At 61.0% G+C, this 17,510-nt stretch carries 12 protein-coding genes; 7 read left to right on the top strand and 5 right to left on the bottom strand.

Annotation, left to right across the window (positions count from 1 at the left end):
• Positions 1–123: 123 nt before the first annotated feature.
• The 5 genes from U5768_RS22895 to tssC are packed head-to-tail and all read right to left on the bottom strand — an operon-like array spanning position 124 to position 4,286.
• Positions 124–399 carry a PAAR domain-containing protein gene (locus U5768_RS22895; protein WP_322032666.1) on the bottom strand — a complete coding sequence of 92 codons (276 nt, stop codon included), beginning with the start codon at positions 397–399 and terminating at the stop codon, positions 124–126.
• 40 nt (positions 400–439) lie between these two features.
• The gene (tssE, locus tag U5768_RS22890) at positions 440–871 is read right to left on the bottom strand and encodes a type VI secretion system baseplate subunit TssE (RefSeq protein WP_322032665.1); all 432 of its coding nucleotides are present in this window, start codon (positions 869–871) and stop codon (positions 440–442) included.
• Positions 872–878: 7 nt separating this feature from the next.
• Positions 879–1,544: a DotU/TssL family secretion system protein gene (locus tag U5768_RS22885; protein ID WP_322032664.1), complete on the bottom strand. Its 666-nt coding sequence runs from the start codon at positions 1,542–1,544 to the stop codon at positions 879–881.
• Positions 1,541–2,887, bottom strand: coding sequence for a type VI secretion system baseplate subunit TssK (tssK, locus tag U5768_RS22880; protein ID WP_322032663.1), 1,347 nt, complete (start codon positions 2,885–2,887; stop codon positions 1,541–1,543). Before tssK ends, U5768_RS22885 begins: the two co-directional genes overlap by 4 nt.
• A 43-nt stretch (positions 2,888–2,930) precedes the next feature.
• Positions 2,931–4,286, bottom strand: coding sequence for a type VI secretion system contractile sheath large subunit (tssC, locus tag U5768_RS22875; RefSeq protein WP_322032700.1), 1,356 nt, complete (start codon positions 4,284–4,286; stop codon positions 2,931–2,933).
• Between the two features lie 294 nt (positions 4,287–4,580).
• Between tssC and vgrG the strand changes: the two genes are divergently transcribed.
• The 7 genes from vgrG (at position 4,581) to tssF (ending at position 17,503) form a co-directional block, all read left to right on the top strand.
• The gene (gene vgrG, locus U5768_RS22870; RefSeq protein WP_322032662.1) at positions 4,581–7,295 is read left to right on the top strand and encodes a type VI secretion system tip protein VgrG; all 2,715 of its coding nucleotides are present in this window, start codon (positions 4,581–4,583) and stop codon (positions 7,293–7,295) included.
• 12 nt (positions 7,296–7,307) lie between these two features.
• Positions 7,308–9,089 (top strand): peptidoglycan-binding domain-containing protein, encoded by a 1,782-nt coding sequence (locus U5768_RS22865; RefSeq protein ID WP_322032661.1) that lies wholly within the window; start codon positions 7,308–7,310, stop codon positions 9,087–9,089.
• A gap of 3 nt (positions 9,090–9,092) precedes the next feature.
• Positions 9,093–9,695 (top strand): hypothetical protein, encoded by a 603-nt coding sequence (locus U5768_RS22860; protein ID WP_322032660.1) that lies wholly within the window; start codon positions 9,093–9,095, stop codon positions 9,693–9,695.
• A gap of 138 nt (positions 9,696–9,833) precedes the next feature.
• Positions 9,834–10,991 (top strand): hypothetical protein, encoded by a 1,158-nt coding sequence (locus tag U5768_RS22855; protein WP_322032659.1) that lies wholly within the window; start codon positions 9,834–9,836, stop codon positions 10,989–10,991.
• Positions 10,988–14,587: an ImcF-related family protein gene (locus U5768_RS22850; RefSeq protein ID WP_322032658.1), complete on the top strand. Its 3,600-nt coding sequence runs from the start codon at positions 10,988–10,990 to the stop codon at positions 14,585–14,587. Before U5768_RS22855 ends, U5768_RS22850 begins: the two co-directional genes overlap by 4 nt.
• Entirely contained in the window at positions 14,587–15,726 is a 1,140-nt protein-coding gene (locus U5768_RS22845) for a hypothetical protein (RefSeq protein WP_322032657.1), read from the top strand. The genes U5768_RS22850 and U5768_RS22845 overlap by 1 nt, the downstream gene beginning before the upstream one ends.
• Positions 15,704–17,503, top strand: coding sequence for a type VI secretion system baseplate subunit TssF (gene tssF, locus U5768_RS22840; protein WP_322032656.1), 1,800 nt, complete (start codon positions 15,704–15,706; stop codon positions 17,501–17,503). The genes U5768_RS22845 and tssF overlap by 23 nt, the downstream gene beginning before the upstream one ends.
• Positions 17,504–17,510 lie beyond the last annotated feature (7 nt).

Below are 17,510 nucleotides of genomic sequence, written 5' to 3'. Positions count from 1 at the left end.
ACTTGCGCCGACGCCGTCCAGCCAGAAAACACAACATCAGTTGACGCGTCGCAAGTACGAAAAGAGGGGTTCCTCCTGCTGGCAGCGCAGTCGATTCACTTAAGGCCAGACCGGGTGGCACTTCTATTCGTCGTAGAACCCGGAGCGGGCGATCACGCGATTCTCGCCGCGTGGGCACTGGCACGCCACGATATCGTTGTCCTTGACAGCCGTTGTGCCCGTCAGCCCCCAGTTCTTCGCTGTCCCCAGCATTGGCCCGTTGTGCCCGCAGCGGCCGCAGGACGCCATTCCGCCATCCGGCGCGAGCGCCCCGTTCTCGTCCGAGAACGACTCGTCGCCGTCCAGCACCTCGCCCCCGGTTGTTGTTCTGTTGCCCTTGACTGCCAGCATCGTTGCCATGCCATTTCTCCTTCGTGGGTTGAAAAAGATCCGTACTGCCTCAATACCGGTCAAGCGCCGCCTGCAGCATCTTCAGGCGCGTCCTGCCGTCAGGTGTGAATACCGTGTCAAAGCGCACCAGCCCTTCCCTGCGCAGGTGGCACTTCATCGTGAAGCTGACCATGATTCCGGGCTCCGGGGTCTGCACCTCGATTTCGATCTTTTTCAGACGCGGCTCGTATTTGAGCAGCGTCGACTCGATCGCGTTGCGCAGTCTGTGCGTCGATGAGGGCAGATGCCGGTAGATCTCCGACAGGTCGTCGAGCCCGAAGTCGGGCAGGTGAGCGAGCGAGCCGCGCCGGCTGTTCAGGATGCGCTCGATGTTGTCCCGCACGGAAAGGAACGTCTGGTCCTCCGGCGAGAAGTCCTTCACGATCGCACCGTCGGCAAAATGCCCAGTGATCCGCTCGAAGAGTCCAGGTCCTGTGCGCATCGGTGCCTCACCGTCCCATAGCGGCTATGGACGACAGCAGCCACCGGTCGATGGCGAACCAGGCGAGACCGGCCGCAATGCATGCAATGGCTACCCACGCGAGCGGTGACAGGAGACGTCTTCGCCCGCGAGACGGCGTCACCACCACCGGACCGGAGCGGTCTGGCATGACACCGCCCACGGCGCGCTCGAGGCGCCCGTCAATCGCGCGGATAAGCTTCGTGCGCGCTTCGGCCTCGTTCACGGCGAAGCGGCCTGTGAAGCCCAGCTTGAGCACAGCGGCGAAAATCGCGAGCAGCGGCAGCACGGGCCGGGGCTCGCGCAGCCGCTGGCCAATCCGGCGCAGCAACTCCTCACCCGCATCGTTGCGACCGAACACGCCCACCTGCAGCGGTTCGCGCTCCCAATCATCGCGGGCTTCACCGCGCAGGCCCCTGAGCGCGGCTTCGTCGAGCAGGGCGCATTGCGCATAGAGCGCATCATCGATCACGTCATTAGGCTGTCCGCGCCGCAGTAACTCCTCACGGAGGCGGATGACCTGGTCATCGCATTCTCCGCGTAGCATATGCAGCGAAGGCGGCTTCCCTTTACGAAGTGCTATAACGGTATGGGCCGTATCGCGCAGGGCAACGGGCAGCAGGTCCGTGACAGGTTGTGCGGTGGAGGCCTTCATGACGGCAGCACCGCGTAGAGTTCAAGCTCGGCTTCGGGAATCGACGACGGCAGGTATATCTGGCAGGCGCGTGCAGCGATCATCCGTTTGAACGCCGGGTCGGAACTGTCCACCGCGAAATACTGGTTTTCGATGCGCACGGGAATGGCAGCCGGCAGCCGCGACACCGCTCGCAGGGTGATGCCGGCAAGCGCGGAATTGACCACCTGTTCGACCTCATCCGGTGCGCCCATCTTGCAAAGCGCCGGCAACTGCTCCAGAAGGGCGTGGGCGGGCAGCGTGGCGCGCACCGAAAGGTAATAGTCGACGTCTTGGGTAAGCCGGTCGTCGTTGATGCGGCCCAGCCACATCGAGGGGCGCAGGCGCTCGAGAGCAATAGGGACCACGCGCGACGGAATCACCGCATCCAGCAGCACGCGGATCAGGGACTCGAGTTCCGCAAACACCGGCTCTGGCCCGTGATGGTCGTACGCCGGAATAGCCTGCAGCGTCTCCGTGGTCGAGAATGTGAGGAGCGATCCGGCCAGCCGCGCGAGCACGGCATAGAGTCGCTCAGGATGCTGGTCGGGGGCCTGGGCGAGACGCGCGAGTTCCGGCCACGTGCCGTTCACTGAATTCAGCAGCCAGAAGAGCGCGACGTCGGATACCGCAAAATCGGCGATCTGGTCCGAACGCTCCTTGCGGCGCACCGCAAGACTTGCGCTCTTGGCCGTGAGGATTTCAGACAGGCGCCGCATGCGCTGCGTGAGCCGCGTGCTGGCAGACAGGAAAAGGCACGGCGGCACGAACGACTCATCCTGCTCGAAACGACCCTGCGGCGTGCGTATGAGGCGCGCAACGGGGCATGCGACATAGTCGCCCGCCTTCTCGAAATCGAACAGAAGCACGATTACCTGCCGCTCGACGCTGATCTCTTCCTTTCCCTCTCCGTTGATATCGACGGCGTGAACGAATTCGCGGGTCGATCGCCGCGGGCGCGCCGGCTTCTCGCCGGGTTCCACGCAGTTGCCGCCCTGCGGATCGATGAGCGCCACGCCAGCGAATACCGTGACCGCCTCCACATCGGCGGGCACGTCGGCCAGACTGCGTGCAGCAGGCAGCCAGTCAGCCGTCTCGCTGTCAATGAGCGTGCCATCGCGCAGGCGCGCCGTGAGTTTCGTGAGTTGCAGCCGGTCGACAGAGAGGGCCTTCGAATCCAGTGCGACGTCGACCACGCCCCACGCGTCGGGGCTGGACATGCGGGCGTTCTGGTCATTGGCATACTGCTCCCAGAGCGCCTGCTGCTGGAAGTGCTGCGGCGTCATGAAAATGCCACGTGCCCACAGGGGTTTCGTTATCTTCATCGTTGAAATGGGTCGGAGTTCACGTCAGGAGAGTGGGCGAAATTCAGTTCTTCTTCTTCGGCATCTGCGACATGAGCGACAGGCTCACGTCCATGCCCTCGATCTGGAAGTGCGGGACAATAAAAAGCTTGATGCGGAAAAAGCCCGGATTGTCCTCGATGTCTTCCACCTCGACCTTGGCATGCCGCAATGGATGAGAAGCCTGCAGTTCGTCGCCGGCATCTTTCATCTCGGTCACAAGGCCCTTGATCCAGTTATTCAGCTCGAGCTCAAGCACGCGGCGGTCCTTGGTGGTGCCGATATTCTCGCGCTGGATCATCTTCAGACAGTGCGCGATACGTGAGGCCAGGAAGATGTACGGCAGGCGCGCATTGATGCGGCTGTTGGCCGAGGCCTCGCGGGTATCAAAGACGGCAGGCTTCTGTGTCGAATGGGCAGAATAAAAGCACGCGTAGTCGTGATTGCTGGTGTACGAAAGCGCGATGAGACCGAGTTCGGCAAATTCGTGTTCGCGGGTTTCCGGAATCAGCGCGTCGGTCGCGATCTTCCCGAGCCGGCCCGTATCGAGATCGTAAAGGTCCGTGGGCAAATCGCGGATCAGGCCGCCTGCGCGCGGGCCACGAATCTGGAGACACCAGCCGTTGCGCACAAAACTTCTGACCAGATTCACGGCAAAGGCGAAGGCTGCGTTGGCCCACAGGAACGCATCCCGGCCGCCGCCGCGGACATCTTCGGTGTAGTTGAAGGCGCACACCGGATTCGTCTCCGGCCCATACGGCAGACGTACTAGAAAGCGGGGCAGCGTGAGCCCGACATAGCGCGCGTCTTCCGTTTCGCGAAAGGTTTTCCATTTGAGGTAAGTCGCGCGCTCGAAGTAGCCGTGCAGATCGCGTATGCCCGCAACGTCTTCCATGGAGTTGCGATCAAAGAAGGCCGGTGAAACTGCTCCGATTACCGGCATGTGCGCCGCGGCCGCCACCTTCGAGAGATTGCGCAGCAGGGCAATGTCCGGTGCACCGGCGCCGAACTCATAGTTCGCGATGACGGCCGAGACGGGCCACGCACCGGGTGTGTCGTATTCCTGGACATACGTGTGCTGGTACAGGCCACTCTGGATCAGTTCCGGCGCATCCTCAAAGTCCTCTCTCAGGGTTTCCTTGGAAACGTCCAGCACCTCGATGTACACCCTGACGTCGCCGCGAAACTCCGTGCGATCGACCAGGAACTGCAGGCCTCGCCACGCAGCTTCAAGAGCCTGGAAGGCGGGATGGTGAAGGATGGCGTCGATCTGCCGCCCGAGCATCCGGTCAAGAATCGCGAGGTCGTGATCAATGAGCAGCGTATCCACACACTCGGGCAGATCCACCTGCCATTCAGATGTGCCGGGTGGTGCGGCCATGACGTCCCGCTGCGTGCTGCTCTGGAAGCTTGCGCTCATTGTTCAGGTCCTGGTCGGTACCGGCATCGCTTAACCGGGCATGTTTAACATGCATCCCGTCTCAAAACCACGCTGCACGGTGAACAATTGTCATTACCTGATCAAGAACAATGAACGCTTCACGTTTATTGTCCCCGACCCTTCACCCGCAGAATGAAGGTGGGTAATGTCTATCCTCCACGATTGCGCGCGCAACGATATTCGCTGCGCATGTCGCTTGTGACGTAGTGCTAATCAGGTGAGGGGTCAGCAAAGATGGCAAGCCTGTTTGACGAAGCGGGAAAAGCGAAAGAGTTCATCAACAAGCTGACGGCAATCCCGGGGCGTCAGGCGTATTTTCTGGATGTGCCGGGAACGGAAAGCGCGAAGGAGCTTTCGGTCGTGGAGTTCGAGGCGACGGAAGTCATGGGCGCGCCGACCGTGTTGCGCATTGTCGCGACCCATCCGCAGCAGCTTGCCCGCGCCGACTACCTGAATCTCGATGCGGTATTCACCATCGTGCCAGACGACGGTGTGCCGAAGAAGATCTCGGGCTTTATCGACCGCATTTCAAATGTGAAAACGTCGAGGGATCTCTCGCAATACGAGATCATCGTGAAGTCGCATTTTGGACGGCTCGCCGCGGTCCACAATACCCAGATCTATCAGCACCAGTCGACGCCCGACATCATCGCGGCCATCCTGCGTCGTCACGGCATCAAGGATCACCAGATGTCGTTCCGGCTCAGGAACCGGTATCTCAAGCACCTGTTCCGTTTCCAGTACCGCGTCGACGATCTGAGCTATGTCCAGATGCTGATGCAGAAGTCGGGCATCTACTGCTATATCGTCGAAACGGAGTACGGCGATCAGGTCGTCTTCGCCGATGACATCGACCACTATATTTACGATCCCCGTCTGACGGTGCCGTACCGCGAAGCGGCTGGTCTGGAATCCGGTGGCGTGGAAGCGATCACCTCGCTCAAGACCCACAACGTGACGGTGGCACAGGGCTACACCGTCGCGGATTACAACCCGGAATCGGCCTGGGAGAGATTTAGGGATAGCGCCAATCTGGCGCCACAGGATACGACCACGTACGGTCAGCCGTACATATACGGCACCCACCACCTCAACCAGGCCGGGGCGAAATGGGAAGCCCAACTGCGGCACGAGGCGGCGCTCGCCCGCCAGGTCGTGTATGAAGGCGAGAGCAACGTGCTCGAGCTGCAGTGCGCGCGCGTGCTTGAGTCCGACATCGTGCTGCCCGATGCCCCACAGGGGCAGATGATTACCGAGATCACGCATAGCGGTGCACGTGACAAGCCCTATACCAACCGCTACAAGGCAATTCCCGCCGACCGCCGCTTCCGTCTTGAATTGAGACCGGACACCTGGCCCAGAATCGCGGGCACACTCAGCGCAAGAATTTGCAGTCCTGACAAATACACCTACGCTTATCTCAATTCTGTCGGGTATTACGTCGTTCGCTTCGATGTAGATTTTGCTGACTGGCCGAAGGGCGGTGAAAGCGTGCCGCTGCGTCTGGCGAAACCGTTCGCCGGCAAGCTGCAGACCGGTCTGCACTTCGTCGCACTGGACAATGACGAGGCAGTCATTTCATTCCGGGATGGCGACCCTGACAAGCCGGAAATTACGGCCTTTCACCACCATAGCCAGGCGCGCGATCTGATCACGAACGACCGTCGCTGGCTCTCCCGCAACATGATCCGCACGCAGAGCAATAACAAGCTGCGCATGGAAGACTGGTCGGGCCAGGAAGGCATCAAGCTTAGCACGGAGCACTCTGGGAAATCACAGCTGAATCTGGGCTATCTGGTGAACCAGAAGCTCGAGTATCGCGGTGAAGGTTATGAGCTTCGGACATCGGGCTACGGCGTCAACCGCGCAGGCAAGGGCCTGCATCTGACGGCGTACGATCGCCCGGCCGCGGCGGGCAAGCAGCTCGACATGCAGGAGACCATTGCACAACTCGAAAGCGCGCTTGCCACTGCAAAGGCCCTCGCGGCTTCTGCGACCAGTGCGAAGGCGGACCCAGCCGACACGGACGCCCAGCAGCAGATGAAGGCCGACTTCGACGGATTGAAGGAACCCGGGCTGCTCATGAGTACGCCGGCTTCTGCGGGGGTTGTGACGGGACAGGGCATGCAGTTCTCGGCGCAGGGCAACATCAGCACCGTGGCCGGGAAGAACGCTGATTTCAGCGTGCTCAAACGCTTTACGGTCGCGGCTGGCGAACGCATTTCTCTGTTCGCCCAGAAGCTCGGCATCAAGATTTTTGCGGCGAAGGGTCCAGTGGAGATCCAGGCGCAGAGCGATGCGATGTCGCTCTTCGCCGATCAGGATGTTTCCGTGACGAGCGTCAATGGAACAGTGCGCGTCAGCGCGAAAAATGAGCTTATCCTCGAATGTGGTGGTGCATTCGTCCAGTTGAAGGACGGCAATGTGACGCTTGGTGGTCCTGCCGATCTGTTCTTCAAGGTTATCACGATCCAGAAGCAGGGTAAGGCATCCTTATCTATTCCGGCCTATTTACCCAACCAGTCGGACCTTGAACAGTTCGTCGTGCGCCTCTCCCGACCTTATGAGAATTCAACGTTCGCAGGCAAGCCTTACACCCTTCACCTGGGTGCGCAGACCTACCAGGGAACAGTGCCTGCCGACGGCATCATCAATCATCCGATACCCAAAGGGGTAACCAATGGCAAGTTGACTGTGTTCCCCTTCGGGCCGAACAGTCACCCGTGGACATGGAACCTCGAGGTATGCCAGCAGGGACAAACCGATGACCATAGGGGAATTCAATCGCGGTTGAAGAACCTTGGATTCTACGACGGAAAGGTTGACGGCGATTTTGGTCCCAAGAGTCAGGTGGCATGGAAACGCTTTCAGGAGGCGTCTGACAGGCAGTCCCACGCGGATTTAAAACCGGATGCGTTGACTGCCTTAGGTTCTGGTCACGATATTTAAAGTGGGGAAGAAATGGACTTGTACGGCGACTTTAACTTGCAGCGTGACGACCACGATGGCAGCCAAAATCAAAGTCATCCTCCGCGCTGGGGTGGCGTTGACAACCCCCCACCACCCGCAGGAGAATCTGCCCAAACCCCGCAGGAGGCGGGTGGTGCGACTTTCAACGTGCCGCAATATGTGCAGAAATTGCAGCGAGACTTGCGGTCCCTTGGCTTCATGATCATTCCAGAGCCAAATGGGAAATTTGATCGGTATACCGAATGGGCAGTAAAGGAATTCCAATGCTACGCGCGCATGCGAACTGTTGCGAGATTGAATGCTCAGCGTTTGCAACAGTACTCGCCGCAAACTGGCCAATCAGCAGTTGATGTCTCCGCACTCGGTGCGCGGCAGGGGGCTAACCCACCAGAGTCCTACTACGTCGGAACGTTGGACTCCGTATCCAACGATGCGCTATATACTGGTCCCATTAGTGGCATTGTAAATGCACGAACGCGAACGGCCATCGATCATTGGCTTTCCAACAATTTTCGTTGCCCGGTAGTCATCGAAGCTTGGCAAATCAACCGTCACGGTCAGCGAACATCAATATTTAGACACGGGACTAATGTCTGGAGATATAACGAGATAACCAGTGGCGGTCCTCGCGTGTTTTACCGCGATTTCTCTGGTTACTATTCCTATCCCAATGGCTGCAATCCCAACGAGTACCAAGTCTTGGGAGCCTACTACCACTACAGCACCTACGGTGGACCTGCGAGCATCGTACCCAAACACACATGGTCGCAAGCCGAGATGATGCCTGAGCTACTGGTTGGCCCCACAACCACCCTAGCCTCGCTTCAAGCTGACCAAAATGGCGCGACAACTTCAACCTACCGCGTCGTTCGCGCCGCCGCAGAGCAGGAGTGCATGGGGGCATTCGACTCAATCAATGCATACGACGACGCACTGATCTCCCTAGGGCCGTGCCATTGGACCATGGGTTTGATGCCTCAGCATGGATACCACAACGGTGAGTTACCGGGCTTTCTGGCCTACGTACTCTCCAAAGATCGAGACAGTTATCTGCTAGCCTTCGGTAACTTTGGCCTGTACCCTTCAGAAGCGTGGACGCGCTCGAGTGACTGGACCGCTACCAACCGCGGGACGTTGTGGAATCGCCACCAACGGACATTCAATGGTTGGATAAAAACCCATAACGACAATACCGATCCTGCGCAAGCTCCTAATAATATTCAGAATCTTACGGACGTAAATCGAGCCGCAGATGAAGCCAACTATTTCAAAACGTGGCATTGGTTCTTCCGAATGATCATGGCCGGACGCACTGTCGCCCAAGTTCAGCAGGCAATGTGGGATATGGTGCGGTATCGCCTCCGAGACGTTCTTGATGTTCCGGTACGTGCTGGTTCGGGGCCTTCAGCAATTGTGTCTACACTTGGTCATATATTCACTTCGGAAAAGGCGGTAGCCATATTGCTGCGGTGGCACATCTATCGACCGGCGCATGTTACTGGACAACGGGTCAGTAGTTCAATACAAAGTGCGATCAACGCCAGCCCGACACTTGCGTGGACGCTTCCGCCGGCACAATGGACAGATGCGCATGAGAGCGCATTGACGTCACGACTTCTGGCCGACGCCACGGCAGTTAATCCCACCCAAGCCCTTTTGGCAGCCTGGCCTTCATATACCGGAAGAGCTGATAGACACTACGCGTTGGGCGACGAGCTTGGTAGTCTCCGGGAAACCAGAAATTCCTTTAGTCTTGATTCAACGGGTCTATAACTCATGAAAATCATTACGTTGACCTTTTTCTCCGCTCTCGCGATTAGCGTTTGCAGTCTGATAGGCCCGACGAGTCGAGCGGCAACGGGCATTGGCGACGAGTGCAACAAAGGTGGTGATGTAAAATTTGCCATTAGGGAGTATGACAACAAACTTGTAAGCGTGTGTCGCGCAGATGGTGTTGGGGACTGTCTCTATACAAAGGCTTTCGGCAAGACGTTTGTGGACAATCGTCTTCATCTAAATTCCGATCGTTTACATGACTACGTTATTAAGGATTTGTCGGGTTCATATGGCGATAACGACGTGACTCATTTCATGCTGTTCGCGCAGTGTCGTGACGGCAACTTTGTGAAAGTTGGAGATGACTTCTTTACTAACCTCAGGCCCGATGCGATGGACAGGACGACGGGTTGGCTAAAACTCCGTGTCACTCGTGATTGCTATAACGACAGCATTTCCGACACGCAAGAACGTAGCTACACCATCGTGTTTGATCCGAAAAAGAGGAGGTACGGCCCTCCGGATTCCAACCCGAAACTGACGCACTATTGCAGCGACGCAGAACTGGCCTTGCCAGTAGGTTCTGCAAATTCGTCTAGGTAGATCCAGTTAAATTTTGGAATATCTATTAGCTTCCACAATTGTCGACATTTGAATGTCGACACACCCGATATATTGATTGATGTTCAGATGTGTGTCAGTCGATATCGACGATGATCGATCGCTATATATAGCTTGCCCATGTCTTGGCCTATTCCAGTTTTCTTAAAGATCGAATACCCTAAGCCGATCTCTCTGCGTGTGTGGCTGCCGTCGCTTGTTGCCATTGCATCTTGCGCGGTCACCGCTGTAGTGCTGGTCTGGCCGCACGGCAAGCCGACCGACGCGTATCCGTTCTGGAGCGCGTTGATCGGGGCACCGCTGGGTGCCTGTATGTTGACGTTTGGCGTGAGATGGTGCCTCTGGAGGAGGGAGCAAACCGACGCAGAGGTGGCCGAAGGAGAGCAGCTTAGGCTGCGCGATTTGTGGCGCCGCTGGACTCGCCGCCATTTGCGTGTAGTCGATATCGCGACATTTCCAGCGGCCACGAACGAAATCACTAGATTCGCCTCGGAAAAAATCGATCTGCCAACAAGCACTGACCGTAACATCGGATTCGAGTGGGCGAAGGGCCGTTCGGCGGTGTTTCGCCGTATACGGCTGTTGCGCCTGGTCGCTATGCGTTTTGCTGAAGTGCTCCAAAACCAGAGAGACGTCATCGTCACGCTGATGCTGGACGACGAATCACTTAAGCAGACTGACGTCTGGAATCGGCGCGCGATGCGGATGCTTGGGTGCATGGCCCCCGGTGTGAAATTTCGCGTCGAGACGCAAGCGGCAACCAACGGTGCGCGGTGGATTACTCAACTGGCGGATCGGATCGACCCGGCAACGCGACTTGTGATCGCTGCACAGCTCTGGGCAGACGGGGAGGAAGAGCATAAATTCAGCGAGGGTGCTGCTGCATTTCTCATCGTGCCTGATGCATCGAAAGCTGGCGCGATTTGGCGTCCCATGATCAGCGACCGCGACACGCTGGAAACAGGACTTTCCCAGATCAAAAAGATCCAGACGTCGCCAAGCCAGCTGACAGATGTGTGGTCTGCAGGCTGCGAGTACTCCGACTCGTCTGCCCTCCGCTCGATACTTAAGAAGAACCCGAAGGATCCTGTTTCCGAGCACCTGCTCGATGAATTTCTTGGCAACCCGGGGCCAGCCAGCGGCTGGATTGCCATGGCGATCGCAATGGAAGCGATGCGTGGTGCCGGGCCGCAACTCGTGGCCTGGCGCGAGCCCAACTCCGAATCCCTGTATCTGTGCGCGATCTCGCCAGTGCCTCAAAAGGAAACAACGGTTTGAAAGACGAAAAAGTTCATGCATGGATGCGCCGGATAGCTGCTGCCGTGCTCATCGCCAGTGGCGTATGGCTGCTCGCTCATTTCGTGGATCGGAAGGACCCGGCCGGGTGGCTGCTCCACAACTGGACAATCCCGTTGCTCGCCGCGATATTGATCGGGTTTGGGATATGGCTTTTTATTCCGGGACGCAAGCAGAAGCAGATCGCGATACAGCAGGAATCGAAGGAACAGGGGCTGGAGCCGAAGGAACAGACTGATCCTGCTGCAGATGCCTCCAGGGACAGGGCTGAGCAGGTCGTCACCTGGGCTAAGAATCTGAAGGCCGACCTGAAACAAAGGAACAGGTTTCCCTGGTTTAACTGGGAATACGCCCGGCCGTGGATACTGGTCGCAGGCGAGAGCGCGACTGTGACTGCCTGGATGCCGCTGCTTGCCACGAAGGGTTTTCTGATCACCGATGCCGCCGTGCTGCTATGGGGCGGTGCCGGTAAAGATGGCCAACCTGAGGAACCGTGGCTGCGCCAGATTCGCTGGATGCGCTGGCGCAAGCCACTCGATGCCATTGCGCTTGTGACGGACGACCAGACGTCCCTGTCGGGCGCAGCAGGTGAGAGAACCGCCTGGAGCAGTTACCTTGAGCGCATCACCAGCTTCCTGCGCTGGTCCGCGCCGGTGTACGTTCTGGACGTTGCCGGCACCGATGCCGTTCATCGCTTTGATACGCCCGTGACCGGATGTGAACTCTCCCGTCCGCTGGACGCGCCGGTCATTGAAACCCGGCTGCTCGAGCTGCGCGACAGGCTGGCCGACCGCAGTGTGTATCAGCTCGCGGATAACGGCGAGAACACCTACGCCACGGAACTGTCGAAGCGGCTCGACGAGCGCAGTGCGCCGCTCGCGCGCTGGATCGCAGGCCTGACGGACTGGCAACGCAGGCCTTTGCCGGTGGCGGGCGCCTTCTTCGCCCCGTGGGCCGCCAGTGATGCGGCAGCGGGTTCCGACAGCTCAAGGCTGCCGCTGTGGCGCCATCTTGCCGACGCCACCCGCCGCACGCCCGGGCGCCGCACGCTCTCAAGTCCATTCACCGTGGCCGCGATCGTTGCGCTGGCTTTCATCGGCCTGTGGAGCGTCGGCATGCTTTTCTCGGGCATGAACAACGCGCACGAGGTCATGCTGACGAAAGAATCCCTGCAGGCGCTCGACCGCGCGGGCGATACCCCCGCACGGCTGCGTGCCCTGCTTGCGCTCCAGCAACGCATCGGCCTGCACGAGGCGCGTGTGCAGGAGCACACGCCGCTGCTCACCCGTTTCGGGCTGAACCACGACAGGGCCGTCCTCGACGCATTGTGGACGCCCTACGCGCGCGCCGCCCGCCCGCTGCTCGTCTCCCCGGTCCAGCAGGATATCGAAGGCCAGCTCGTCGATCTCGGCCAGATGCAGACGGCCCAGGTCGACACCCAGAGCAGCCAGATGGCGCAGGACGGCCAGCAGGCGCTCAAGACCTACCTCATGATGGCCGATCCACAACGTGCCGATGCGGCGTTCATGACGCCGCAGCTCGAGCGTCACTGGAACCTCGACACGGGCCTGCGGCCCGGCGAAAAGCTCGATCTCTCCGCACAGTTGATGGGCTTCTGGGCGCAACACTTTCCCACGCATCCGGACTGGCGCATCCAGGCGCGCGAGGATCTGGTCGGCAACGCGCGCCAGACGCTGCTCGCCATCATCGGCGTCAAGAACTCCGAGGACACGATCTACCAGGGCATCCTCGACTCGGTGGGACACAAGTATCCGGACCAGACGCTCGCTTCACTGACCGCCGGTACCGATACACGCGGCCTCTTTTCAACGTCAGCGACCGTGCCTGGCGTCTTTACGCGTCAGGCGTGGGAAGGCTCCATTGAGGCGACGATCGACGAGGCGGCGAAGCAGAACGGTGTCACGGCCAACTGGGTGCTCGGCAATGCCGCTGGCACCGGCAATGCGCAGGCCGGCCCGGATGCCCAGACGCCGGAGGCGTTGCGCGCGGCCCTGCGCAAACACTACTTCGACGACTACGCGGAGCACTGGCAGAACTTCATGAACAGCATCCGGTGCGCCGCAGCCCCCACGCTGCCTGCGGCGGTCGGGCAGCTAAAGCTCATCGCCGATGCACGCCAGTCGCCGCTCCTCGCGCTGATGAAGTCACTCGCCTGGCAGGGCGGAGCGGGCACGCAGCAGGCCTCGCTCTCCGATGCGCTGGTCACGAAGGCGCAGAACTTCTTCGGCAAAAAGGACGATGCGCCGCAGAACGCACAGGCAATGCCGGCCGGCCCCCTCGATGCTTCATTCGGGCCGGTGGTCAAGCTCGTTGGCCAGGCAGGCAACGGCGGCAATTCGGTACCGCCCGCCGGCAGCGACCTGAGCATGGAGCGCTTCACGGAACGCGTGATGACGCTGCGCCTGAAGCTGCAGCAGATCAGCGACAGCGCCGATTCCGATGACCAGGCGCGACAGGTCGCGCAGGCGCTCTATCAGGGCAAGGGCTCGGATCTCTCGGATACGCTCGCCTACGCAAAGCTCATCGCCGCGAGTCTCGGCGAGCAGTGGGCCGGCATGGGCAACGCGCTCTTCGTCGAGCCGGTCACGCAGGCAACCCGTACGGTACTGGCGCCTGCGCAGGCGAGCCTGAACGATGCGTGGCGCGAGACGGTCGTCGCCGCGTGGAACCGCTCGTTCGCCGGACGCTATCCGTTTGCCAGCACGACCAATGACGCATCGCTGCCTGAACTCGCGCGCTTCCTGCGGCCGCAGGGCGGTCTCATCGACACCTTCCTTTCCACACAGCTCGCCGGCGCGCTGCAACTGCAGGGTGACCAGTGGGTCGCCACCTCGGGCGGCGCGGGAGGGGGGAGCACGGCGATCGCGTTCGATCCAGCGTTCCTGAAGGCCATCAATACCCTGCAGCAGGTGGCCGGTCACCTGCTCGCCCAGGGCGAGCCGCAGTACGTGTTCAGCCTCAAACCCGTGCCGACGCCCGGGGTGGCCGACACGCTGCTCACGCTCGACGGCCAGACGCTGCATTACTACAACCAGGTCGAGACATGGAGCACGATGACGTGGCCCTCCGGTGAGCCCCAGAAGGCCGGCACACGGCTCGAATGGCAGACGGACACGGCGGGCACGAACAGGAACTTCGAGTTCAGCGGTCGCTGGGCGCTCGTGCGTATGCTCGAGCGGGCGAAGGTCGAGCCGGTGGACAGCGCGACGTACCAGCTAACCTGGCAGACGAGGCCCGATAACACGGATTCGAAGCCTGCCGCGACGACGACGGAAGGGCTTGCCGATATCGCGGCGCAGGTGGCCCAGGAGCCGCTCGCGCCCGCACCAGCGGGCATGACGCACCCGCTGCGCTACCTGATCCGCACGGATGTGGGCAGGGGACCGCTCGAACTGCTGGCGCTCCGGGGCTTTACGCTGCCCTCGCGCATCTTTATCGATCGCCCGGCGCCGGCCGCAAGGCAGTCCGTACCCGCGGGTCCGCCGCCACTGCCCAGGGCGGCCATCGCGGCCGCCAAACACGCAGCGGTCTCCCTGCCTGGAGGAACGGTTCCCTGATGAAGCGTCCGGTTCGCCAGTTCACCCAGGAGCGTCTTGAACACGAAGTTGCGCGCAGCGCGCGCGACTTCCTTGTCGCATTCTGGAACACACGCATTACCAGCCGCGAACTGCCCCCGGTACGGGCGGCAGGTCTCGGACTCGTGCCTGCATGGAACGACTGGGTCAGGGTGCTTGAAGCGTGGGGAGGCGAACGCCTCGACCGGTTGCGGCTGTCTGCCAGGGCCGACTATGGGCCACCCCAGGCAGGGCAGGCCGCGACCGACCTGTTTGTCGAAGCCATCCGGGTCAACAATCCCGCGTTTCATGCCACCCTGACCCAGGGAGAGGTGCAACGACCGGTGCTGCTGGCCAGCGCGGCGGCGCTCTACGAGGTTCGCCCGCATGCGGTCATCGAGCCGACCGACGCCCTGCAGACGTGGCTTGCGCAGACCGATATTGGCGACGATGTGCCGGTGTCGCTGTTCCAGCTTCCCATGCCGGCGGTCTTCATACGCTTCGGCCCGGAGATGGCGCGCGTCGTCGATCCGTCGCTCTGGGCGGATGTCGACCGGGAATTCACCACATCGGGCGTCTATATTTTTGAGACCCTGGTGGAGGGGCGCCGCGACCTTGTCTTTGTCGCCGTGGGCACGACGCTGGAGCACGATCAGGAATTGCCCATGTCGCTGCAGCTCTGTTTCGCCGACATGAACGATTCCCTGATCGACCATGTATGCCGTGCCCGGCGCTCCCTGCCGGACCCCAGAAGCTCAGCCATCCCCATGGTGCAGATGTGCGCCAAGGTTCTGCTTTACATGCAGACTGCCGGCGCCGTGCGCATCGATGACCTGCGCCAGCACGATGCGGCCGCGCGGCTTGTGCGTGCAGGCAATCGCAAGGCGTCGAAGCTGGAGCGCCGGCTGGCCAGCCGCTACAACCGGATCATCGTGGGGCCGGCTGAACTGATCCGGTATGCCGCCAGTGAAGTTGCGCCGCACTGGCGACGCGGGCACCTGCGCATGCAGGCACACGGCCCGCAGCTTTCGCTGCGCAAGCTCATTTTCATCGCGCCCACGCTCGTGCGCGCAGACCGGCTTCATGCGAGTGACGCCGGCAACCATCGATTTCCCGACCATGACAGATCCCACCCGCGATAACGAAATCCTGCGGTATTTCGAAGCAGAAATGCGCTACCTGAGCGAAGGCGGCAAGGAGTTCGCGCGCGCGTTTCCCGATCGCGCACGCGAACTGGACCTTGACCGCGTCGGCGAGCGCGACCCGCATGTCGAGCGGCTCTTCGAAGGATTCGCCTTCCTGATGGGCCGGCTGCGCCACAAGCTCGACGACGAGTTGCCCGAGCTGACAGAGGGCCTCGTGAGCATGTTGTGGCCGCATTACCTGCGCATGATCCCGTCGCTCTCCATTCTCGAACTCATCCCGGAAAAGGGCGCGTTGCAGAAGCACGAAACGCTCGAGGCGGGACTGGAAGCGACGTCCGATCCGGTGGGAGAGGGCGACGCCACCATCGAGTGCGTCTACCGCACCACCCAGACGGTTGACCTGTATCCGCTGGCCCTCTCCGAGGCGGGCGTCTATGCGCGCGAGGACGGACGCTCCGTTATCCGTCTGCGTCTGGCGTTTCAGAGCCAGACCGAACGTGACCGGCTGCAGGTGCCGCGGCTGCGCCTGTACCTGAACGCCGATCGACCCGTCGCCCTCGCGCTCTACGCCGCGCTCACGGCAAAACCGGTCGCGATGCACGTGCGTGTGCCGGGATGGCCCGAAGACCGTCCCGGTGCGCCGGTGACGATGCCGGGCCTGCGTCTCGCGCCCGCCGGCTTCGCGGCCGAAGAGCGGCTCTGGCCCAAGGCGGATAACGCGTTTGGCGGTTACCAGCTCCTGCTCGAATACTTCACCTTCCCCGAGAAGTTCATGTTCGTCGACCTGCTCGGGCTCGACATCCAGGCGATCCCCGCATCGGCCACCTCGCTCGACGTCGAGATCGTGCTCGAGCGACCGTATCCGGACGACATGCGCTTCACGGCGGAGAACGTGCGACTGTACTGCACACCGGTCATCAACCTCTTCACGGTGGGCGCCGACCCGGTTAACGTCACGCAGCACGAAACCGAATATCGCGTGCGTGCGCGCGCCGAACACGGCTCGCTTATCGACATCTATTCGGTCGATGGTGTCGAATATTTCGAGCGCGGCAAGCGTCACGAATACGTGCCCTTCGCGGCGTTTCGTCATCGCGGGGGCATGCTGCGCCACGACATGCCGGAACGGTATTACCACACCCGCATGCGCCGCGGCCCGTCGGGCCGCTTCGACACCTGGCTGGTGCTCGGCGGCCACGCCTGGGATGAGGCAAGCACGCTACCCACTGAAACGCTGACACTTGCGGTGACCGGCACCAACGGCATGCTGCCACGCAAGGCACTGCGCGAGGCGGGCATCACGCACATGCGCGGCGGCTTCACCAATATCGGCGCGGTGCGCAACCTCACAGCGCCCACGCTCCCGGTCTATCCGCCAACTGGCGACCGGTACCAGTGGCGCGTGCTGTCCCACCTGGCGCCGAACTACCTGTCGCTCCTCGACGCCGAGATCCTGCGCGGTTCTCTTGCCCTCTACGACTGGACCGATGGCGAACTCAACGCCCGGCGCATCAACGCGATCACCGACGTGCGGCACCGGCCGCTCAGCAAGCTCGTGAAGGGCGGCCTCATGCGCGGCGTGGAGATCACCGTGACGCTCGACAGCAACCGCTTCGCGGGAGAGGGCGATCTGGATCTCTTCGGCAGCATGCTCAACCGGTTCCTGGGCCTGTACGCGACGGTGAATCTCTACACGAAGCTGGTGATTGTCGCCATGCCGACCGGGCGCCGTATCGAGTGGCCTGAAACGAAAGGCGAGGAGGCACCGTTTTGAACGCACC

The organism is Paraburkholderia sp. J76, from assembly GCF_905220295.1.
Lineage (GTDB): Bacteria > Pseudomonadota > Gammaproteobacteria > Burkholderiales > Burkholderiaceae > Paraburkholderia.
This window is presented reverse-complemented; position numbering and strand designations above follow the sequence as displayed.

What these genes read in the sequence shown, in the direction of transcription:
- U5768_RS22895 (WP_322032666.1), bottom strand. Translation starts at nt 399, where the DNA reads ATGGCAACGATGCTGGCAGTCAAGGGCAACAGAACAACAACCGGGGGC.
- U5768_RS22865 (WP_322032661.1), top strand. Translation starts at nt 7,308, where the DNA reads ATGGACTTGTACGGCGACTTTAACTTGCAGCGTGACGACCACGATGGC.
- tssE (WP_322032665.1), bottom strand. Translation starts at nt 871, where the DNA reads ATGCGCACAGGACCTGGACTCTTCGAGCGGATCACTGGGCATTTTGCC.
- U5768_RS22845 (WP_322032657.1), top strand. Translation starts at nt 14,587, where the DNA reads ATGAAGCGTCCGGTTCGCCAGTTCACCCAGGAGCGTCTTGAACACGAA.
- vgrG (WP_322032662.1), top strand. Translation starts at nt 4,581, where the DNA reads ATGGCAAGCCTGTTTGACGAAGCGGGAAAAGCGAAAGAGTTCATCAAC.
- tssF (WP_322032656.1), top strand. Translation starts at nt 15,704, where the DNA reads ATGACAGATCCCACCCGCGATAACGAAATCCTGCGGTATTTCGAAGCA.
- U5768_RS22885 (WP_322032664.1), bottom strand. Translation starts at nt 1,544, where the DNA reads ATGAAGGCCTCCACCGCACAACCTGTCACGGACCTGCTGCCCGTTGCC.
- tssK (WP_322032663.1), bottom strand. Translation starts at nt 2,887, where the DNA reads ATGAAGATAACGAAACCCCTGTGGGCACGTGGCATTTTCATGACGCCG.
- U5768_RS22860 (WP_322032660.1), top strand. Translation starts at nt 9,093, where the DNA reads ATGAAAATCATTACGTTGACCTTTTTCTCCGCTCTCGCGATTAGCGTT.
- U5768_RS22855 (WP_322032659.1), top strand. Translation starts at nt 9,834, where the DNA reads ATGTCTTGGCCTATTCCAGTTTTCTTAAAGATCGAATACCCTAAGCCG.
- tssC (WP_322032700.1), bottom strand. Translation starts at nt 4,286, where the DNA reads ATGGCCGCACCACCCGGCACATCTGAATGGCAGGTGGATCTGCCCGAG.